Origin of the sequence: Streptomyces sp. NPDC096079 (assembly GCF_040303145.1) — a bacterium.
Taxonomy (GTDB): domain Bacteria; phylum Actinomycetota; class Actinomycetes; order Streptomycetales; family Streptomycetaceae; genus Streptomyces.
Genome location: NZ_JBEOST010000002.1, coordinates 187,871 through 207,014, shown reverse-complemented (window position 1 = coordinate 207,014; position 19,144 = coordinate 187,871). Strand labels below are relative to the sequence as shown.

15 protein-coding genes are annotated in these 19,144 nt (G+C 71.8%); 6 read left to right on the top strand and 9 right to left on the bottom strand.

The features are described 5' to 3' along the window. Positions 1-23 precede the first annotated feature (23 nt). Positions 24-647, top strand: coding sequence for a TetR/AcrR family transcriptional regulator (locus tag ABTY59_RS04925; RefSeq protein ID WP_352017488.1), 624 nt, complete (start codon positions 24-26; stop codon positions 645-647). A gap of 13 nt (positions 648-660) precedes the next feature. Here the strand turns inward: ABTY59_RS04925 and ABTY59_RS04920 are convergent, their stop codons facing one another. Beyond that, positions 661-1,875, bottom strand: a complete 1,215-nt coding sequence (locus ABTY59_RS04920) for a cation:proton antiporter (protein ID WP_352017487.1) — start codon at positions 1,873-1,875, stop codon at positions 661-663. A 127-nt stretch (positions 1,876-2,002) separates the two neighbouring features. Between ABTY59_RS04920 and ABTY59_RS04915 the strand changes: the two genes are divergently transcribed. Both ABTY59_RS04915 and ABTY59_RS04910 read left to right on the top strand, forming a co-directional pair. Next, on the top strand, positions 2,003-2,227 hold the full coding sequence (locus tag ABTY59_RS04915; protein WP_352017486.1) for a heavy-metal-associated domain-containing protein: 225 nt from the start codon (positions 2,003-2,005) through the stop codon (positions 2,225-2,227). Positions 2,228-2,297: 70 nt separating this feature from the next. Next, positions 2,298-4,508: a heavy metal translocating P-type ATPase gene (locus ABTY59_RS04910; protein WP_352017485.1), complete on the top strand. Its 2,211-nt coding sequence runs from the start codon at positions 2,298-2,300 to the stop codon at positions 4,506-4,508. 352 nt (positions 4,509-4,860) lie between these two features. Here ABTY59_RS04910 and ABTY59_RS04905 read toward each other — a convergent pair whose 3' ends face one another. Then, positions 4,861-6,150, bottom strand: a complete 1,290-nt coding sequence (locus tag ABTY59_RS04905; RefSeq protein WP_352017484.1) for a citrate synthase — start codon at positions 6,148-6,150, stop codon at positions 4,861-4,863. Between the two features lie 179 nt (positions 6,151-6,329). Further along, a complete protein-coding gene (gene recD2, locus ABTY59_RS04900) occupies positions 6,330-8,579 on the bottom strand; it encodes an SF1B family DNA helicase RecD2 (protein ID WP_502995329.1) in 2,250 nt (749 codons plus the stop codon). Positions 8,580-8,688: 109 nt separating this feature from the next. On the opposite strand from recD2, the gene ABTY59_RS04895 reads away from it, so the two are divergent. Continuing rightward, positions 8,689-9,423, top strand: a complete 735-nt coding sequence (locus ABTY59_RS04895) for a hypothetical protein (RefSeq protein ID WP_352017482.1) — start codon at positions 8,689-8,691, stop codon at positions 9,421-9,423. Positions 9,424-9,716: 293 nt separating this feature from the next. Here the strand turns inward: ABTY59_RS04895 and ABTY59_RS04890 are convergent, their stop codons facing one another. From ABTY59_RS04890 to ABTY59_RS04880, 3 genes are read right to left on the bottom strand one after another with little or no spacing between them, the layout of a single operon-like run. Next, on the bottom strand, positions 9,717-10,520 hold the full coding sequence (locus tag ABTY59_RS04890; protein ID WP_352017481.1) for a sugar phosphate isomerase/epimerase family protein: 804 nt from the start codon (positions 10,518-10,520) through the stop codon (positions 9,717-9,719). Next, positions 10,517-11,668 carry a dihydrodipicolinate synthase family protein gene (locus ABTY59_RS04885; RefSeq protein ID WP_352017480.1) on the bottom strand — a complete coding sequence of 384 codons (1,152 nt, stop codon included), beginning with the start codon at positions 11,666-11,668 and terminating at the stop codon, positions 10,517-10,519. Before ABTY59_RS04885 ends, ABTY59_RS04890 begins: the two co-directional genes overlap by 4 nt. Further along, positions 11,665-12,816, bottom strand: coding sequence for a Gfo/Idh/MocA family protein (locus ABTY59_RS04880; protein ID WP_352017479.1), 1,152 nt, complete (start codon positions 12,814-12,816; stop codon positions 11,665-11,667). The genes ABTY59_RS04885 and ABTY59_RS04880 overlap by 4 nt, the downstream gene beginning before the upstream one ends. A gap of 142 nt (positions 12,817-12,958) precedes the next feature. Between ABTY59_RS04880 and ABTY59_RS04875 the strand changes: the two genes are divergently transcribed. Further along, a complete protein-coding gene (locus tag ABTY59_RS04875) occupies positions 12,959-14,005 on the top strand; it encodes a LacI family DNA-binding transcriptional regulator (RefSeq protein ID WP_352017478.1) in 1,047 nt (348 codons plus the stop codon). Between the two features lie 308 nt (positions 14,006-14,313). On the opposite strand, the gene ABTY59_RS04870 is transcribed toward ABTY59_RS04875, so the two are convergent. Next, positions 14,314-14,877, bottom strand: coding sequence for an AAA family ATPase (locus ABTY59_RS04870; RefSeq protein WP_352017477.1), 564 nt, complete (start codon positions 14,875-14,877; stop codon positions 14,314-14,316). Positions 14,878-15,281: 404 nt separating this feature from the next. On the opposite strand from ABTY59_RS04870, the gene ABTY59_RS04865 reads away from it, so the two are divergent. After that, complete coding sequence (locus ABTY59_RS04865) at positions 15,282-17,105, top strand: glycoside hydrolase family 3 protein (protein WP_352017476.1); 1,824 nt, start codon at positions 15,282-15,284, stop codon at positions 17,103-17,105. 69 nt (positions 17,106-17,174) lie between these two features. Here the strand turns inward: ABTY59_RS04865 and ABTY59_RS04860 are convergent, their stop codons facing one another. Beyond that, positions 17,175-18,626 (bottom strand): serine protease, encoded by a 1,452-nt coding sequence (locus ABTY59_RS04860; protein WP_352017475.1) that lies wholly within the window; start codon positions 18,624-18,626, stop codon positions 17,175-17,177. 99 nt (positions 18,627-18,725) lie between these two features. After that, positions 18,726-19,130, bottom strand: a complete 405-nt coding sequence (locus ABTY59_RS04855; RefSeq protein WP_352017474.1) for a hypothetical protein — start codon at positions 19,128-19,130, stop codon at positions 18,726-18,728. Positions 19,131-19,144 lie beyond the last annotated feature (14 nt).

The following is a 19,144-nucleotide window of genomic DNA, read 5'->3' as shown; positions in this document are numbered from 1 at the left end:
GTTGAGGAGACCTGGGGACAGTCATGTCCGAAGAACCGAAGCCGCGCCGGCGCCAGGCACGCGGCGAGCGCCGCATCGCGCAGCTGCTCCAGGCCGCCGCGAACGTCTTCTGCGCGTACGGGTACACGGCGACCAGCACCAACGCGATCGCCCGGGAGGCGAGCGTCTCGCCCGGCACGCTCTACCAGTACTTCCCGAACAAGGAGGCCATCGCGATCGAGCTCGGCGAGCGCCTCCTGAGCGAGATGCGGGAGGCCCACGGCCAGGCGTTCACCCCGGCGAACCTGACCCTGCCGCTGCCCGAGATGCTGGACGTCGTGGTCGACCCGATGATCGCGTTCAACTGCGAGAACCCCGTCTTCCTCGCCCTCATGCACGGCTCCGAGGTGCCCGGCAGGATCGCCGAGGAGCACGACGCCCTGCACGCCAACCTGCTCAACTCGGTGCGGGACGTGATCGCGCACTTCGCCCCGGAGCTGACCCCGGAGGAGCGCGCCAGGATCGCCGACATGACCTTCGCGATCTTCAAGGGCGGACTCGGTCTCGTCCTGGCCGCGCCCGAGGGGCCCGAGCGCGACGCGACGATCGCCGAACTGAAGACGGTCCTCCTCCGCTACCTCTCCCCGCTGGTCGAGTCCCCCCGCTGACCGGGAGGAGCGGTCACCACGACTCCGAGCGGCCGACCGACTCCGCGGGCAGCGCCTTCTCGCCCGCCCGCGCCCGCAGCTTCAGGGCCAGCAGCGGGAAGACCAGCACGGAGAGCATGCCGGCCCCGACGAGCGCGGCCGCCTCGCCGGCCGTCATCTCCTTGTCGTCCACGCCGATGGTGGTGATCGCGACCACGAGCGGCAGCGCCGTGGAGCCGTAGAGGACGAGCCCGCCCCGGTCCCGGCGGTCGAGGTCGCGCGGGGCCAGGAACCAGATCGGCCCGCCGCGCACGACCAGGAAGAGCAGCAGGAAGACCGGCAGCAGGAGCAGGGTCCTGCCGCCGCCGAGGAGCGAGTCGAGGTCGAACTCGATCCCGGTGACGACGAAGAAGACCGGGACCAGGAAGCCGAAGCCCACGCCCTCGACCTTCTCCAGGATCTCCGGTCCCGAGTCGGGCGCGGCCCCGGTCAGCACGAGCCGGGTGATGAGCCCGGCCGCGAAGGCGCCGAGCAGCACGTCGAGGCCGAGCGCCGTCGACGCGCCGAGCATCAGGGCGAGCAGCAGGAAGACGAAGCGGACCGCGAACTGCCCGCTGCTGTGCAGGGTCTTGGCGATGACGTTCGAGAACCAGGGCGGGCGGGGCCGCAGCGCCCAGAGGACGGCCGCCGCCGTGAGCGCGGCGAAGACGGCGAGGAGGGCGGTGGATTCGGCGGCGCCCCGCCCGCTGAGCAGCAGCGCCATGGCGATGATGGGGCCGAACTCGCCGACCGCGCCGAAGGCCATGACGACCGAGCCGAACCGCCCGTGGAGGTCTCCGGCGTCCCGCAGCACCGGCAGGACCGTGCCGAGGGCGGTGCTGGTCAGGGCGACGCCGATGAAGACGCCCTTGGTGTAGCCGCCGCCGAGCAGGACGCCGGTGGCGAGTCCCAGGGCGAGGGCGATGACCCAGGCCCACACGGAGCGCCTGAGGGTGTCGCCGCGGACCTTGCCGAACTCGATCTCGTACCCGGCGAGGAAGATCAGCATGGTCAGGCCGAGCTGGGAGAGTCCGTCGATCAGCGCGTCCGGGTGGGCCCAGTCCAGGACGTCGGGGCCGATGAGGATGCCGAGCAGGATCTCGAAGATGACGAGGGGCACGGGGAGCCTGCGCCCCACCCCGTAGGCCAGCAGCGGCGCCAGGACGGCGATCGCCATGATCAGGATGAGCGTGCTCCCCGAATGTGACATATCGGGTATTTACCATGGGACCTGGCGGGACGCCGGGTCGCACGCGACGGAGGGGCGACTGGATTAATACCCCCCAGGGGTATAATCTCGATACCGTACGACCCTGAACCCCCAGGAGGAGAGCGCCATGTCCGCAGAGACGAAGACCGAACTCACCACCGTCTACCAGGTCAAGGGCATGACCTGCGGCCACTGCGAGGGCGCGGTGTCGAGCGAGATCTCCGAGCTCCCCGGCGTCTCCGCGGTCACGGCCGTCGCCAAGACCGGCGAGGTCACCGTCGTCTCCGACGCCCCCCTCGACCGCGAGGCCGTCGCCGCCGCCGTGGACGAGGCCGGCTACGAGCTGGTCTGACCGCCTCCCGGACAAGCCGCGCAGGGCCGTACCGTTGCCTGGTACGGCCCTGCTCCCGTTGGGAAACCCCATGCCAAGCACCACGGTCACCGAGCTGACGATCGGCGGGATGACCTGCGCCTCCTGCGCCGCCCGCGTCGAGAAGAAGCTCAACCGGATGGACGGCGTCACCGCCACCGTCAACTACGCCACGGAGAAGGCGCACGTCGAGCACGCGCCGGACGTCGACGTCGACGCGCTGATCGCCACCGTCGTGAAGACGGGCTACACCGCGGACGTACCCCTGCCACCGGCGCCGGAGCAGGAGGAAGAGGCGGCGGAGGACCCCGAACTCGCCTCCCTCCGGCAGCGGCTCACGGTCTCCGCGCTGCTGTCCGCGCCGGTCGTCCTGCTCGCCATGGTCCCCTCGCTCCAGTTCGACAACTGGCAGTGGCTCTCGCTCACCCTCGCCTCCCCCGTCGTCGTCTGGGGCGGCCTGCCCTTCCACCGGGCCGCCTGGACCAACCTCCGGCACGGCGCCGCCACCATGGACACGCTCGTCTCGGTCGGCACCCTCGCCGCCTACGGCTGGTCCCTCTGGGCCCTCTTCCTCGGCGACGCCGGCATGCCCGGCATGCGCCACGGCTTCGACCTCACCGCCGACCGCGCCCACGCCTCCTCCTCGATCTACCTGGAGGTCGCCGCCGGGGTCGTCACCTTCATCCTCCTCGGCCGCTATCTGGAGGCCCGCGCCAAGCGGAAGGCGGGCGCCGCCCTGCGCGCCCTGATGGACCTCGGCGCCAAGGACGTGGCCGTGCTCAGGGACGGCCGGGAGGTGCGCGTCCCGGTCGGCGAGCTCCGCACCGGAGACCGCTTCGTCGTGCGCCCCGGGGAGAAGATCGCCACCGACGGCACCGTCGCCGAGGGCGCCTCCGCCGTCGACGCCTCCCTGCTCACCGGCGAGTCGCTGCCCCTGGACGTCACGCCCGGCTCCGCCGTCACCGGCGGCTGCCTCAACGTCTCCGGCCGGCTCGTCGTCGAGGCCACCCGCGTCGGCGCGGACACCCGGCTCGCCCGGATCGCGAAGCTCGTCGAGGACGCGCAGAGCGGCAAGGCCGAGGTGCAGCGGCTCGCCGACCGGATCTCCGCCGTCTTCGTCCCCGTGGTGCTCCTCATCGCCCTCGGCACCCTCGTCACCTGGCTCCTCGCGACCGACGACGTCACCGCCTCCTTCACGGCCGCCGTCGCCGTCCTGATCATCGCCTGCCCCTGCGCCCTCGGCCTCGCGACCCCGACCGCCCTCATGGTCGGCACCGGCCGCGGCGCCCAGCTCGGCATCCTCATCAAGGGCCCCGAGGTCCTGGAGTCCACCCGCCGCGTCGACACCGTCGTCCTCGACAAGACCGGCACCGTCACCACCGGCCGGATGCGGCTGACGGGCGTGCACCTGCACGGCGGGCGGTACGGGACGGACTCCGCCGACGAGACCGAGCTGCTGCGGCTCGCGGGCGCCCTGGAGCACTCCTCCGAGCACCCGGTCGCCCGCGCGATCGCCGCCGGAGCCGCGGAGCGCTGCGGGGAGCTGCCCACGCCGAAGACCTTCGAGAACGTCCCCGGGCTCGGCGTGCGCGGCTCCGTCGACGGCCGGCTCGTCCTCGTCGGACGCGCCGCCCTCCTGGCGGCCGAGGGCGTCGAGGCGCCCGCGACGACCGAGCCCGGCGCCGTCCACGTCGCCTGGGACGGGGTCGCCCGGGGCACCCTGACCGTCGCCGACACCGTCAAGGACACCAGCGCCGAGGCGGTCGCCCGGCTGCGCGCCCTGGGCCTGCGGCCGGTCCTGCTCACGGGCGACCACCGGGCGGTGGCGGAGGCCGTGGCGGCCGAGGTGGGCATCGACGAGGTGATCGCGGAGGTGCTGCCCGAGGAGAAGGCCGAGGTGGTCCGCCGGCTCCGGGCCGAAGGCCGTACGGTCGCGATGGTGGGCGACGGGGTGAACGACGCCGCCGCGCTCGCCGGTGCCGACCTCGGGCTCGCCATGGGGACGGGCACCGACGCGGCCATCGAGGCGAGCGACCTGACCCTGGTCCGGGGCGACCTGCGGGTCGCGGCGGACGCCATCCGGCTGGCCCGGCGGACCCTGGCGACGATCCGGGGGAACCTCGTCTGGGCCTTCGGCTACAACGTCGCCGCGCTCCCCCTCGCGGCGGCCGGACTGCTCAACCCGATGATCGCGGGCCTGGCCATGGCCTTTTCGTCCGTCTTCGTCGTATCCAACAGCCTTCGTCTGCGGCGGTTCACGTGAATTCACTTACGCGTGACGCACAGGACCTTCACAAAGAGATCTAGATCACAGATATTGGGGGGTAACCATCTGGGCTGTTCGCGAGTCTAAGTGGGCGATGCCAAGAACGTCTTGGGGGACGTTCATGGGATGTCTTGGGGGACGTCCCAGGCAAGCGCGGCCGGGGCACGTGCACCGGGGAGCTTTGAGCGGCCCTCCCGTACGTGCCCCCGGCAGACCCGCGCACCAGACGCCCGGCCAGGATCCCGTGGGGGGAATCCGCACCGGGACATGGAAAGCGCCCCGCTCGCCGACCCGTGGGGGGATCGGTGGCGGGGCGCTTTTCGCTTGGGCGACCGTGCGGTCAGCGGCCTCAGCGGGCCTCGACCGGGACGAAGTCGCGAAGGACCTCACCCGTGTAGATCTGGCGCGGGCGGCCGATGCGGGAACCCGGCTCCTTGATCATCTCGTGCCACTGGGCGATCCAGCCGGGAAGGCGGCCGAGGGCGAAGAGGACCGTGAACATCTCGGTCGGGAAGCCCATGGCGCGGTAGATCAGACCCGTGTAGAAGTCCACGTTCGGGTAGAGGTTGCGCGAGACGAAGTACTCGTCGGAGAGCGCGTGCTCCTCCAGCTTCAGCGCGATGTCGAGCAGCTCGTCGGACTTGCCGAGGGCCGAGAGGACATCGTGCGCCGCCGCCTTGATGATCTTGGCGCGCGGGTCGAAGGACTTGTACACCCGGTGGCCGAAGCCCATCAGGCGGACGCCGTCCTCCTTGTTCTTCACCTTGCGGATGAAGGAGTCGACATCGCCGCCGTTGGCCTTGATGCCCTCCAGCATCTCCAGGACCGACTGGTTGGCGCCACCGTGCAGCGGGCCCCACAGGGCCGAGATGCCGGCGGAGATCGAGGCGAACATGTTCGCCTGCGAGGAGCCGACCAGACGCACGGTGGAGGTCGAACAGTTCTGCTCGTGGTCCGCGTGCAGGATCAGCAGCTTGTCGAGCGCGTTGACGACGACCGGGTCCAGGTCGTACTCCTGCGCCGGGACCGAGAAGGTCATGCGCAGGAAGTTCTCGACGTACCCGAGGTCGTTGCGCGGGTAGACGAAGGGGTGGCCGATCGACTTCTTGTACGCGTACGCCGCGATCGTCGGCAGCTTGGCGAGCAGCCGGATCGTGGACAGGTGACGCTGCTGCTCGTCGAACGGGTTGTGGCTGTCCTGGTAGAAGGTGGACAGCGCGGAGACCACCGAGGACAGCATCGCCATCGGGTGGGCGTCCCGCGGGAAGCCGCGGAAGAAGTTCTTGACGTCCTCGTGGACCAGCGTGTGCTGCGTGATCTCGTTCTTGAAGGTCGACAGCTCGTCGACCTTGGGCAGCTCACCGTTGATCAGCAGGTACGCCACCTCAAGGAAGGTGGAGCGCTCGGCCAGCTGCTCGATGGGGTAGCCGCGGTACCGCAGAATGCCCTGCTCACCATCGAGGTAGGTGATGGCGGATTTATAGGCGGCGGTGTTGCCATATCCGCTGTCCAGGGTGACCAGACCGGTCTGGGCTCGGAGTTTGCCGATGTCGAAGCCCTGGTCGCCGACGGTGCTCTCGACCACCGGGTAGGTGTATTCACCGTCCGCGTACCGCAGTACTACAGAGTTGTCGCTCACGTCATCCCTCACCGACGTAGTGCCTCTTCTTCGAGGTGCCCTGACTGTCTCTACCATCCCCCATTTGGCTCAGGAGAGTGCACTCGGGGTCGCTCATTGGGCCATTTGGCGGCACTCAGTGCCGCCAACCTTCATATCCTGCCCCCTTCGCCCCGGTTCCGGTAGCCCTCCGTGATCTTTCACACGAGGGCGTCCCCTGTGAGCCGATGGGCGAGTGCGGTAAAGCGCCTGCCCGCCGAGACCGTACGGACCGCCTGGGCGATCGCCCGGCGGGAGCCGACCAGGACGACCAGCTTCCGGGCCCGGGTCACGGCCGTGTAGAGCAGGTTCCGCTGGAGCATCATCCAGGCGCTCATGGTGACCGGAATCACCACCGCCGGATACTCGCTGCCCTGCGAGCGGTGGATGGTGACCGCGTACGCGTGGGCCAGTTCGTCCAGCTCGTCGAAGTCGTACGCCACCTCCTCGTCCTCGTCCGTCCGCACGGTCAGCCGCTGCTCGACGGCGTCCAGCGCCGTGACGACGCCGACCGTACCGTTGAAGACCCCGTTGGCCCCCTTCTCATAGTTGTTCCGAATCTGGGTCACCTTGTCGCCGACCCGGAAGACCCGGCCGCCGAACCGCTTCTCCGGAAGGTCGGGCCGGGCCGGGGTGATCGCCTGCTGGAGCAGACCGTTGAGCGAGCCCGCGCCCGCAGGACCCCGGTGCATCGGGGCGAGGACCTGGACGTCCCGGCGGGGATCGAGGCCGAACTTGGCCGGAATCCGACGGGACGCGACGTCCACGGCGACCCGGGCGGCGTCCTCCGTCTCCTCCTCGACGAAGAGGAAGAAGTCCGGCAGCCCCTGCGTGAGGGGCGGAGTGCCGGCATTGATCCGGTGCGCGTTGGTGACCACCCCGGACTGCTGCGCCTGCCGGAAGATCCGGGTCAGCCGCACGGACGGTACGGGGCTGCCGGAGGCCAGCAGGTCGCCGAGGACCTCGCCGGCACCCACCGACGGCAGCTGGTCGACGTCCCCCACGAGCAGCAGATGGGCACCCGGTGCCACCGCCTTGACCAGCTTGTTCGCGAGGAGCAGGTCGAGCATGGACGCCTCGTCGACGACGATCAGATCGGCGTCGAGCGGCCGGTCCCGGTCGTAGGCCGCGTCCCCGCCCGGCTTCAGCTCCAGGAGCCGGTGGACGGTGGAGGCCTCGGCGCCGGTCAGCTCGGCGAGCCGCTTGGCGGCCCGGCCGGTGGGCGCGGCCAGCACCACCTTGGCCTTCTTGGCGCGGGCCAGCTCCACGATCGAGCGGACCGTGAAGGACTTGCCGCAGCCGGGGCCCCCGGTGAGCACGGCGACCTTGCGGGTGAGGGCGAGCCGCACGGCCTCCTCCTGCTCGGGCGCGAGAGAGGCCCCCGTGCGGTCCGCGAGCCAGGCCAGCGCCTTGTCCCAGGCCACGTCCCGGAAGGCCGGCATCCGGTCCTCCCCGGTCCGCAGGAGCCGCCGCAGCTGGCCGGCGAGGGACAGCTCGGCCCGGTGGAAGGGGATCAGGTACACGGCGGTGACGGGCACGCCCTCGGGGCCGGGCACGGTCTCCCGTACGACTCCCTCGGGATCGAGGGCCAGCTCGCCGAGACACTCGATGACGAGCCCGGTGTCGACCTGGAGCAGCTTCACGGCATCGGCGATCAGCCGCTCCTCCGGCAGGAAGCAGTGGCCCTGGTCACTGGACTGCGACAGCGCGTACTGCAGACCGGCCTTCACCCGGTCGGGGCTGTCGTGCGGGATGCCGACGGACTGGGCGATCTTGTCGGCGGTGAGGAAGCCGATGCCCCACACGTCGGCGGCGAGCCGATAGGGCTGGTTCCGGACGACGGAGATGGAGGCGTCCCCGTACTTCTTGTAGATCCGCACGGCGATGGACGTGGACACCCCGACCCCCTGGAGGAAGACCATCACCTCCTTGATCGCCTTCTGCTCCTCCCAGGCCGCGGTGATGTTCTTCGTCCGCTTGGGCCCGAGCCCGGGCACCTCGATCAGCCGGGCCGGGGCCTCCTCCAGGACGTCGAGGGTGTCGAGACCGAAGTGCTGGGTGATGCGGTCGGCGAAGACGGGCCCGATGCCCTTGACGAGACCGGACCCCAGATAGCGCCGGATGCCCTGGATGGTGGCGGGAAGGACCGTCGTGTAGTTGTCGACGGTGAACTGCTTCCCGTACTGCGGATGCGACCCCCACCGCCCCTCCATCCGCAGCGACTCCCCCGGTTGCGCGCCGAGCAGCGCCCCGACCACCGTGAGCAGGTCCCCGGCCCCCCGCCCGGTGTCGACCCGGGCGACGGTGTAGCCGCTCTCCTCGTTGGCGTAGGTGATCCGCTCCAGGACACCAGTCACTTCACAAACACCCTGGCGGCTGCCTTGCTGCGACTCAGCTCCCCTACCGGGCATGCCTCACCTGGCTTCCTACGTCTCCGACACCTGGGAGGCTATCGCCCGCCACCGACAGAGCGGCCGTCTCGTCGTCTCTCGCAGCCACAGGTGTGATGGGATCGCCGGCATGACAGATTGGCCGCAACTCAGCCACGCCTACGGCTCGGCAGAAGACATACCCGCCCTGCTGGCGCGCATCGCGACCGAGCCCAAGCCAGAGCTCTGGAACGACCTGTGGTCCGCACTCTGCCATCAGGGCAGCGTCTACTCGGCCAGCTTCGCAGCGCTGCCCTGGCTGGCCGACATGGCCGACAACGAAGACCGAGGTCAGGCCGTGAACGCCCTGAACCTGGCGGGCGCCATCATGGCCGGCGCCGAGCAGTCGCACGGAGCCGGCAATGTCCGCACACAGCACTCGGCGGAAATCGCGACCCTGCTGGCATCGGTGAACCGCCATCTCCGGACCGCGACCCACCGCACCGAGTACATCGATCTCCTGGAGTCCATGCTCGGCTTCGAGGGCGTCGAGGGGTGGAGCGAGGGCCTGGCATGGGGGCTCGGGAACGAGGAGTTCGAAGTCTCCTGTCCCGGCTGCGAAACCGATCTGTTCATCGTCCTCGGTGAACGCGGGTTCTTCTGCACCAGCGAGGACTACGCGTTGTCGGACGACAACATCGAGACCCGACCACTTCGACCGACGAGCCCCGCAGGTCTGGAAGGCCTCGGTCGACGTCTCCACGACATCGCGCTCACCGACGGTCAACACGACGTCGCACACATGCTGACCTTCGTCTTCGGGAGCGCGACCTGCCCGGACTGCGAAACCGACTTCTCCGTGGCCGACCAGGTCAGGGCCGACTAGGCGGGCCCCCAGTAGGCCCGGACTCCGCGAAACCCGGCACCGCACAAGGCTCTGGACGGCTTTGCTCGACCACGTCACGAACCCCTTGTGACGCAGGTGGCTTTGGCTTGGTGAAGTGGGATCCGCTCCAGAACACCTTCGAGCACTGCGAGCCCGCGCCCCTGACCCTCGTTGGACATGCACCGACCTTGACCACGGAGCGTGGCGCGCGGGGAGAGCTGGAGCCCACGCGCCGGGACTGGGAAGCCCGTAGGGCCGTCCAGCGCGGCGGGAACGCCAAGTGATCGCCGGCCTCACACCGCCCGGAACGCCTCCAGGGTCTCCTCTAGGAGCTGGACGCCGTCCGTCGACCAGAGTTCGTCGTTGAAGAGTTCCACCTCGACCGGGCCCGTGTAGCCGGCCTTCTCCACCAGGGTGGTCCAGGCCGCGAGGTCGATCGCGCCCGTGCCCAGCTGGCCCCGGCCGTTGAGGACTCCGGCCGGGAGGGGGGTGGTCCAGTCGGCGAGCTGGAACGAGTGGATGCGGCCCGCCGCGCCCGCGCGTTCCACCGCCGCCGGGGCCCGGTCGTCCCACCACAGGTGGTACGTGTCGACCGTGACGCCGACCTGGGAGGCCGGGAAGTTCTCCGCGATCTCCAGGGCCTGGTCGAGGGTCGAGACCGCGCACCGGTCGGAGGCGTACATGGGGTGCAGGGGCTCGATGGCCAGGCGGATTCCGCGTTCGCCCGCGTAGGGCGCCAGGGTGCCGATCGCCTCCGTGATGCGGGCCCGCGCGGTCGGCAGGTCCGGGCAGGCCGGGGTGAGGCCGCCGGAGACCAGGACCAGGGTGTCCGTGCCGAGCGTCACCGCCTCGTCGATCGCCGCGCGGTTCTCCGCCTCCCAGCCGTCCGAGGTGAAGAAGCCGCCCCGGCAGAGGGTGGTGACGGTCAGGCCCGCGTCCCGTACGAGATCGGCGGCGGCCCGCGTCCCGTACGCCCGGACCGGTTCGCGCCAGAGGCCCACGCCGGGGACGCCCAGCCGGAGGCAGTGCTGGACCAGTTCGGGCAGGGTCAGCTGCTTCACCGTCATCTGGTTGATGCTGAAGCGGTCCGGGTTCACTGCGCCACTCCGTACACGGTGAGGAGCGCGCGCATCCGGGACTCCGCGCGCGCCGGGTCGGGGAACAGGCCCAGGCCGTCGGCCAGTTCGTAGGCGCGGGCCAGGTGCGGCAGCGAGCGGGCGGACTGCAGGCCGCCGACCATCGTGAAGTGGTCCTGGTGGCCCGCCAGCCAGGCGAGCAGGACCACGCCCGTCTTGTAGAAGCGGGTGGGCGGCTCGAAGAGGTGCCGGGAGAGGGCGACGGTGGGGTCGAGCGTCCTGCGGAAGCCCTCGACGTCTCCCGTGTCGAGGATCCGCACCGCCTCCGCCGCCAGCGGGCCCAGGGGGTCGAAGACGCCCAGGAGGGCGTGGCTGAAGCCCTGTTCGTCCCCCGCGATCAGCTCCGGGTAGTGGAAGTCGTCGCCGGTGTAGCAGCGGACGCCCTCCGGGAGGCGGCGGCGCAGCTCGACCTCGCGCCGGGCGTCGAGCAGCGAGACCTTGATGCCGTCGACCTTGTCGGGGTGGGCCGCGATCACGTCGAGGAAGGTCTCGGTGGCCCGGTCGAGGTCCGTCGAGCCCCAGTAGCCGTCGAGCGCCGGGTCGAACATCGGGCCGAGCCAGTGGAGGACGACGGGCTCGCTCGCCTGGCGGAGCAGATGGCCGTAGAGGCCGAGGTAGTCCTCGGGGCCCTGGGCGGCGGCGGCGAGGGCGCGGGAGGCCATGAGGACGGCCTGGGCGCCCGACTCCTCCACCACGGCGAGCTGTTCCTCGTAGGCGGTGCGGATCTCCGGCAGGGTCCCGCCGGTGATCTGGTCGGTGCCGACGCCGCAGGCGATGCGGCCGCCGACCGCCTTGGCCTCGGCGGCGGAGCGGCGGATCAGTTCGGAAGCGCCCGCCCAGTCCAGGCCCATCCCGCGCTGTGCGGTGTCCATGGCCTCGGCGACCCCGAGGCCGTGGGACCAGAGGTGGCGGCGGAAGGCGAGGGTGGCGTCCCAGTCGACGGCGGCGCGGGAGTCGGGGGTGGTGTCGGCGTACGGGTCGGCGACGACGTGCGCGGCGGAGAAGACCGTACGGGAGGTCAGCGGGCCCGTCGCGGAGAGGGCGAGCGGTGCGGTGCGGGGCTCGTACGCGCGCGTGGAGCCGTCCGGGGAGGGCAGCCGGATCGTCACAGGGTCACCTCGGGGACGTCGAGGCGGCGGCCCTCGGCGGCGGACCTGAGGCCCAGTTCGGCGAGCTGGACGCCGCGGGCTCCGGCGAGGAGGTCCCAGTGGTAGGGCTCGTCGAGCGCGACGTGGCGGAGGAACAGCTCCCACTGGGCCTTGAAGCCGTTGTCGAACTCGGCGTTGTCGGGGACCTCCTGCCACTGGTCGCGGAAGGACTCGGTGGCGGGGATGTCGGGGTTCCAGACGGGCTTCGGGGTGGCCGAGCGGTGCTGGACGCGGCAGCCGCGCAGTCCGGCGACGGCGGAGCCGTGGGTGCCGTCGACCTGGAACTCGACGAGCTCGTCGCGGTGGACGCGGACCGTCCAGGAGGAGTTGATCTGGGCGACGGCGCCGCCCTCCAGCCGGAAGACGCCGTACGCGGCGTCGTCGGCGGTGGCGGCGTACGGCTTGCCCTGCTCGTCCCAGCGCCGCGGCACGTGCGTGGCGACGTGCGCGGAGACGCTCGTGACCCGGCCGAAGAGCTCGTGGAGCACGTACTCCCAGTGCGGGAACATGTCGACGACGATGCCGCCGCCGTCCTCCGCGCGGTAGTTCCAGCTGGGGCGCTGGGCGTCCTGCCAGTCGCCCTCGAAGACCCAGTAGCCGAACTCGCCGCGGACGGACAGGATCTCGCCGAAGAAGCCGCCGTCGATGAGGCGCTTGAGCTTGAGCAGGCCCGGGAGGAACAGCTTGTCCTGGACGACGCCGTGCTTGATGCCCTTCGCGTCGGCGAAGCGGGCGAGTTCGAGGGCCCCGGCGAGATCGGCGGCGGTGGGCTTCTCGGTGTAGACGTGCTTGCCGGCGGCGATGGCCCTGGTCAGCGCGTCGACGCGGGCCGAGGTGACCTGGGCGTCGAAGTAGACGTCGACGGAGTCGTCGGCGAGCACGGCGTCGAGGTCGGTGGACCACTCGGTGAGGCCGTGGCGCTCGGCGAGGGCGCGCAGGGCGTGCTCGCGGCGGCCGACGAGGACGGGTTCGGGCCAGAGGACCTCGCCGTTGCCGAGGTCGAGGCCGCCCTGTTCGCGCAGGGCGAGGATCGAGCGGACCAGGTGCTGGCGGTGTCCCATGCGGCCGGTGACGCCGTTCATGGCGATGCGGACTGTCCTGCGTGTCACGAAAGGTTCCTCTCCGGGGTGCTCCGCGCCTTCGCCCCATCCGGAAAGAAAGCGCTTTCTACCGGGGAGGACGCTAGCCTGCCGACAACGCCCCCGACAAGGGCCCTGGAGGTACGCAGCCGATGCTGGAGGTACGCACGCGATGACCGTCACCCTGGCGGACGTGGCCGCCCGCGCCGGGGTCTCCCCCGCCACCGTCTCCCGCGTCCTGAACGGCAACTACCCGGTCGCCGCGTCGACCAGGGAGCGGGTGCTGCGGGCCGTGGACGAGCTGGACTACGTCCTCAACGGCCCCGCGAGCTCCCTCGCCGCCGCCACCTCCGACCTGGTCGGCGTCCTCGTCAACGACATCGCCGACCCGTTCTTCGGGATCATGGCGAGCGCGGCGCAGAGCGCGATCGGCGAGAGCGCCACGGGGCGCGGCGGGGGCGAGAAGCTCGCCGTCGTCTGCAACACCGGCGGCTCCCCCGAGCGCGAGCTGACCTACCTGACGCTGCTCCAGCGGCAGCGGGCCGCGGCGGTGATCCTCATGGGCGGCTCCCTGGAGGACCCGGAGCACCTCGCGGCGACGGCCGGCAAGCTGACCAAGCTGGCGGAGGCCGGGACCCGGGTCGTGCTGTGCGGGCGGCCGCCGGTCGCGGGCGACGCGAGCGCGGCGGCCCTGGTCTTCGACAACAGGACCGGCGCGCGGCTCCTCACCGAGCACCTGCTCGGCCTCGGTCACCGGCGGATCGGTTACGTGGCGGGCCCGGCCGACCGCACCACCACCCGGCACCGCCTGGAGGGACACCGGGACGCGCTCGCGGCGGCGGGGGTGGCGGAGGGGCCGACGGTCCACGGGCCGTACGACCGCGCCTCCGGCCACACGGCGACGGCCGAGCTGCTCGCCCGCGACCCGCACCTCACGGCGGTCGTCGCGGCCAACGACACGGTGGCGCTGGGCGTCTGCGCGGCGCTGCGGGAGCGGGGGCTCTCGATCCCGGGCGACGTGTCGGTGGCGGGCTTCGACGACCTCCCCTTCTCGGTGGACGCGGTCCCGGCCCTCACGACGGTCCGCCTCCCGCTGCACGAGGCGGGCGCACGGGCGGGACGCCTGGCGACGGGCACGGAGGAGCCTCCGGCGGGCGGCCGGGAGACGGTGCCGGGGGAGCTGGTGGTCAGGGGGTCGACGGGGCGTCCGCGGGGGTAGCGGGTCGGGGAGGCCTCGGGGCCCTGACCCCGGGGCGGGTCCGGGCCCTGGGATGCTCCGACCCCGGGGCCCTCGCCCGCGCCTCCGCTTGCGCCCGAACGTCCGAGGCCGGGGCCGAGGCGGCTTCGGGCCGGGGCCGGGGCGGCTTCGGGCCGGGGCCGGGGCGGCTTCGGGCCGGGGCCGGGGCCGAGGCGGCTTCGGGCCGGGGCCGGGGCGCGCACCGGCGCCGGTGCCGGAGGTGACCGCCCAGGCCCCTCGGCCCGGACACGGCCTCGGGCGCCCGGAGGCGCTCCGGCCGCCCCGGGTGGCTAGCTGCCCGGCGTCAGGTCCGTCGCCGCCAGGACCGCTTCGACCGTCTCCTCGATCGTCTGGTGCGCGTTGTCGATCCAGACGCCCTCGCCCGAGAGCTCCTCGCGCATGGCCTCGTCCAGGAAGGCCCAGTTCGTCGTGAGCTTCTTGTGGCGGGCGTTGTTGCGCTCCCAGGCCTTGTCCGGGCCCGGGGCCAGGATCACCACGTGGAGCGGGCCCGACTTCACGTGGGCGCGGTAGAAGTCCAGGTGGGAGCGGCGTACGACCACGTCGTCGAGGACCGGCAGGAAGCCCGCCGCGGCGAAGCTGTCCGCGAGCAGGCAGCCGTTGCGGGCCCGCAGCAGGATCTGGCGGTCCGCCTCCGGGTCGCCGTCCGGGGTCGGCCAGTGGCCGCCCTGGACGATCAGCTCCTGGAGGTGGTCGACCTCGATGTGCGCGGCGCGGGTGAAGCGCGCCGCGAGGGCCGACGCGACCGTGGACTTGCCGCTGCCGGGGATCCCCGCCAGCAGGACGGTGCCGGGGGCGGGTTCGGGGGCGTCGACGGTGATGTGCTCGAAGGTCATGCGGGCCTTTCCTCGCCGGTGGGACGGGGGAACGATAGGGTCGCGGGCTCGACGCGCGCCAGGGGATTCCGTCCCGGGACGCGTCTCGGCGCGAGCGACGTCAGGGCCACTCCGCCGACGCGAAGAGCCGCGCGGCGGCCCGGCGGGGCGGCTCGCCATCGGCCGCTTCGCGAGCGCGACGCCGACGCGGCGGCTGCACGCCATGTGGCGGACCGGTGCGGCGCGCCGCCCGGCGATCCGGGAGACGGTCCGTACGCTCCAGGAGCTCTGGCCCACGATCGCTTCGGCCGGCCGAGGCGGGCGGGAACGATTCCTGCGCGGGTCCTTGACCTGGCAGTTACTTTCGGGCTATCCGTGACTCCTTGGAAGTTTCCTTCAACCCTGCACGGCCGGAAGGAGCATCAGTGCACCACCGCGCCCCCGCCCCCTCCCGACGCACCCTCCTCACGGTGACCGCCGCAGCCGCCGCGGCGGCCGTCACCGGCGTCACGTCCCCCGTCGCCCAGGCCGAGACGAACGACCGGAAGCTCCAGCGGATCATCGACCGGATGACGCTGGAGGAGAAGGTCGGCCAGCTCTTCGTGATGCGGGTCTACGGTCACTCCGCCACCGCCCCCGACCAGGCCGACATCGACGCCAACCTCGCGGAGATCGGCGTCCGCACGGCCGCCGAGCTCGTCGAGCGCTACCACGTGGGCGGCGTCATCTACTTCTCCTGGGCCCACAACACCCGCGACCCGCAGCAGATCGCCGCGCTCTCCAACGGCATCCAGCAGGCGGCGCTCGCCCAGCCCACCCCGGTCCCGGTGCTCATCTCCACCGACCAGGAGCACGGCATCGTCTGCCGGGTCGGCAAGCCCGCCACCCTGCTGCCCGGGGCGATGGCCCTCGGCGCCGGAGGCTCGCACGCGGACGCCCGCAAGGCCGCCGAGATCGCGGGCCAGGAGCTCGCCGCCGTCGGCATCCGGCAGAACTACGCCCCGGTCGCCGACGTGAACGTCAACCCGGCGAACCCGGTCATCGGGGTCCGCTCCTTCGGCTCCGACCCGCAGGCCGTCGCCGGACTCGTCGCCGCCCAGGTGAAGGGCTATCAGCGGGCCGGGGTCGCGGCCACCTCCAAGCACTTCCCGGGCCACGGCGACACCGCCGTCGACAGCCACTACGGCCTGCCGACCATCACCCACACCCGGGACGAGTGGGCCCGGCTCGACGCGCCGCCGTTCCGGTCGGCGATCGCCGCCGGGATCGACTCGATCATGACCGCGCACATCGTGGTCCCCGCGCTCGACCCCAGCGAGGACCCGGCGACGCTGTCCCGGCCCATCCTCACCGGCATCCTGCGCGAGCAGCTCGGCTACGACGGCGTGGTGGTCACCGACTCCCTCGGCATGGAGGGCGTACGCACCAAGTACGGGGACGAGCGCGTCCCGGTCCTCGCCCTCAAGGCCGGGGTGGACCAGCTGCTCAACCCGCCGAGGCTCGACGTGGCCTGGAACGCGGTCCTCAAGGCCGTCAAGGACGGCGAACTGACGGAGGCCCGGCTCGACGAATCGATCCTGCGGATCCTGAAGCTCAAGGCGAAGCTGGGACTCTTCCGGCAGGCGTACGCGACCCGGGCTGCCGTCGACCGGGTCGTCGGCAGCGAGTCCCACCTCGCCCACGCCGACCGGATCGCCGAGGCGACGACGACGCTGCTGCTCAACGAGGACGGGTTCCTGCCGCTGAGCCCGGCCTCGCACCGCTCGGTCCTCGTCGTCGGCGCGGATCCGGCGTCGCCGTCCGGTACGACGGGACCGCCGACCACGACGCTCGCGACCGCCCTCACCGAGCTGGGCTTCACCGCCACGGCGCTGTCGACCGGGATCACCCCGACGGCCGCGCGGATCGAGGAGGCGGTGGCGGCGGCGGCCGGCAAGGACGTCGTGCTCGTCGGCACGTACAACGTCTCCGCGACCAGTCCGCAGCGGACGCTCGTCGCGCGGCTCGTCGCGACCGGGGTGCCGGTCGTGACGGTCGCGATCCGCAACCCGTACGACGTCGCGCGGCTCGGGGGGCAGCGGGCCTCGCTCGCCGCGTACTCCTGGACCGACGTCGAGCTCCGGGCCGCGGTCCGCGTCCTGGCCGGCCGCGCCCGGCCCCGGGGCCGGCTCCCGGTCCCGGTCCAGGACGCGTCCGACCCCACGAAGGTGCTGTACGGGGTGGGGTACGGCCTGTCGTACGACCACTGAGAGGCCCGGGCACGGAACGGCGGGACGCCTGCCCCCACGAGGGTGGGCAGGCGTCCCGCCGCGGTGGCGTTACGGCCTGAGGCCGTGTTCGCGGGTGGCGTCCTCGTCGACCGGGCGGTCGATCCGCGCGTCGAAGCGGGCCAGCGGCTTCGCCGCCGCGACCGCCGGGGCGGGGACCCCGGCCCAGGCCAGGATGCGGGCCGTGGCGTTCTCGCGCTCCGCGTCGACGAGCCCCGCGACGGTCGCGCCGTGGTTGGCGCCCGGCGCGACGTACACGTAGCTGTCGCGCGCTCCCTTGCCGAGGCGGAACTTCTCGGAGCCCCACGGGTCGTTGCCGCCGTAGACGAAGAGCATCTGGCGCGCGTTCTTGCGGACCCAGTCGTCGACGTCGCGCATGGCCTGCGGCTTGAACTTCATGGGGATCTCGCGCGGCACGAAGCTGCTGGCCGGCTGGTAGCCGTAGCGGCTCAGGCCCTTGAGGTGCGGCTGCTTGATGGTGGGCGAGCCGAGCTCGGTCGCCGCCTGGTAGTAGTACGGCGTGTAGTACTCCAGGCCCTGGTCGGTGTACGCGGACCAGCCGGAGTAGGCGTCGATCGTCTCGTAGACGGCGTCGTCGCTCGCGGTCGCCGCGACCGGGATCTGGTCGCAGACGTCCTGGCCGTAGTACTGCCAGAAGCCCCACACGAAGTCGAGGACGACGGCCTCGTACGCCTTGTCGAGCGAGCCGACCGTGTTGAAGGTGGCGCCCTCGGACTCGGCCCAGGCCTTGTACTTCTTCTCCAGCGGCTCGCGGCGGACGAGCGCCTCGCGCTGCAGGGCGTTGAGGCGGTCGCGGCAGTCCTTGGTCCCGACGGTCTCGAAGAACCGGTCGTAGGCCGAGTCCTCCTTGTTGACCACGTCGTTCGGGGCCACGTACGCGACGACGCCGTCCATGTCACGCGGGTAGAAGCGCTCGTAGTACGTGGCGGTCATGCCGCCCTTCGAGGCTCCGGTGGACAGCCACTTCTGGCCGTAGATCCCCTTCAGCGCCTGGAAGATCCGGTGCTGGTCGCTGGCCGCCTGCCAGATGTTCAGCTTCGACCAGTCGGCGGGCTGCGGGCGGGACGGCGTGAAGAAGCGGTACTCCATGGAGACCTGGTTGCCGTCGATGATCCGGGTCGGCTCGGTCCGGCTCGGCGTGGTGGACAGGCCGTAGCCGCTGGTGCGGAAGACGGTGGGGCGGCTCGTGTCCTTGTGGAGGATCGAGATCCGCTGCTGGAACGTCCCCGCCCAGGGGCGGTGGTGGTCGATCGGCTGCTCGTAGTTGAGGACGAAGTAGCGGTAGCCGGCGTACGGCTTCTCCTCGATCAGGCTCATCCCGGGGATCGCCAGGATGCGGTCCTTGATGTCCGTGCTCGTGCTCTGCGAGTCGACGACGGTCGCGCTGCCGGTCTCCGTGTCCGCGGCGGTAGCCACACCGGTCGACCCGACGGTGCCTATGAGCACCGAAAGCGACAGCGCCCATCTCAGCGACTTGCGCATTCACCCTCCCCTTGGTTCACAACGGTGTCGCGAACCTAGCGGGGACAACGTGGGGACCGCCAGACCCAGTTGATCCTTACTCTTGGACTTTCCTGCGCATCAGCACAGGATCCAGCCGGTCGCCGTCCCCCGGCCCGCCACCGAACCGCCCGCCCGGACGCAGCGGTTGAGCGCGTGGACGGTGAGGGGGCCCGCCTGCCGGTCGAAGCGGCCCGAGCGGACGACGGGCCGGCCGCCGCGCGGCTGGAGCGAGACGGCCATCGGGCGGCGCGGGCCCGGCCGGGTGGCGACGGTGACGGCGCAGACGTACTGGCGGGTCCGGTAGAGGCGCAGCTCCCCGGTGGCGAAGGTGATCGTGCGGGTGGGCCGGCCGTGGCAGACGGAGGCGGCGTCGGCGGTCCCGCCGCCGGGCCCGGGCCCGGGGAGGAGGAGCAGGGCCAGGGCGGCGAGCAGCGGGACGAGGACACGGGCGAGGGTCCGGGGCGTACCGGTGTCCGTGGTCATGCGTTCCCCTCCCG

Bases quoted from the DNA above. Each gene is read 5' to 3' on its own strand.
- ABTY59_RS04925 (WP_352017488.1), top strand. From the start codon at position 24: ATGTCCGAAGAACCGAAGCCGCGCCGGCGCCAGGCACGCGGCGAGCGC.
- ABTY59_RS04895 (WP_352017482.1), top strand. From the start codon at position 8,689: ATGACAGATTGGCCGCAACTCAGCCACGCCTACGGCTCGGCAGAAGAC.
- recD2 (WP_502995329.1), bottom strand. From the start codon at position 8,579: ATGCCCGGTAGGGGAGCTGAGTCGCAGCAAGGCAGCCGCCAGGGTGTT.
- ABTY59_RS04915 (WP_352017486.1), top strand. From the start codon at position 2,003: ATGTCCGCAGAGACGAAGACCGAACTCACCACCGTCTACCAGGTCAAG.
- ABTY59_RS04860 (WP_352017475.1), bottom strand. From the start codon at position 18,626: ATGCGCAAGTCGCTGAGATGGGCGCTGTCGCTTTCGGTGCTCATAGGC.
- ABTY59_RS04875 (WP_352017478.1), top strand. From the start codon at position 12,959: ATGACCGTCACCCTGGCGGACGTGGCCGCCCGCGCCGGGGTCTCCCCC.
- ABTY59_RS04870 (WP_352017477.1), bottom strand. From the start codon at position 14,877: ATGACCTTCGAGCACATCACCGTCGACGCCCCCGAACCCGCCCCCGGC.
- ABTY59_RS04910 (WP_352017485.1), top strand. From the start codon at position 2,298: ATGCCAAGCACCACGGTCACCGAGCTGACGATCGGCGGGATGACCTGC.
- ABTY59_RS04920 (WP_352017487.1), bottom strand. From the start codon at position 1,875: ATGTCACATTCGGGGAGCACGCTCATCCTGATCATGGCGATCGCCGTC.
- ABTY59_RS04855 (WP_352017474.1), bottom strand. From the start codon at position 19,130: ATGACCACGGACACCGGTACGCCCCGGACCCTCGCCCGTGTCCTCGTC.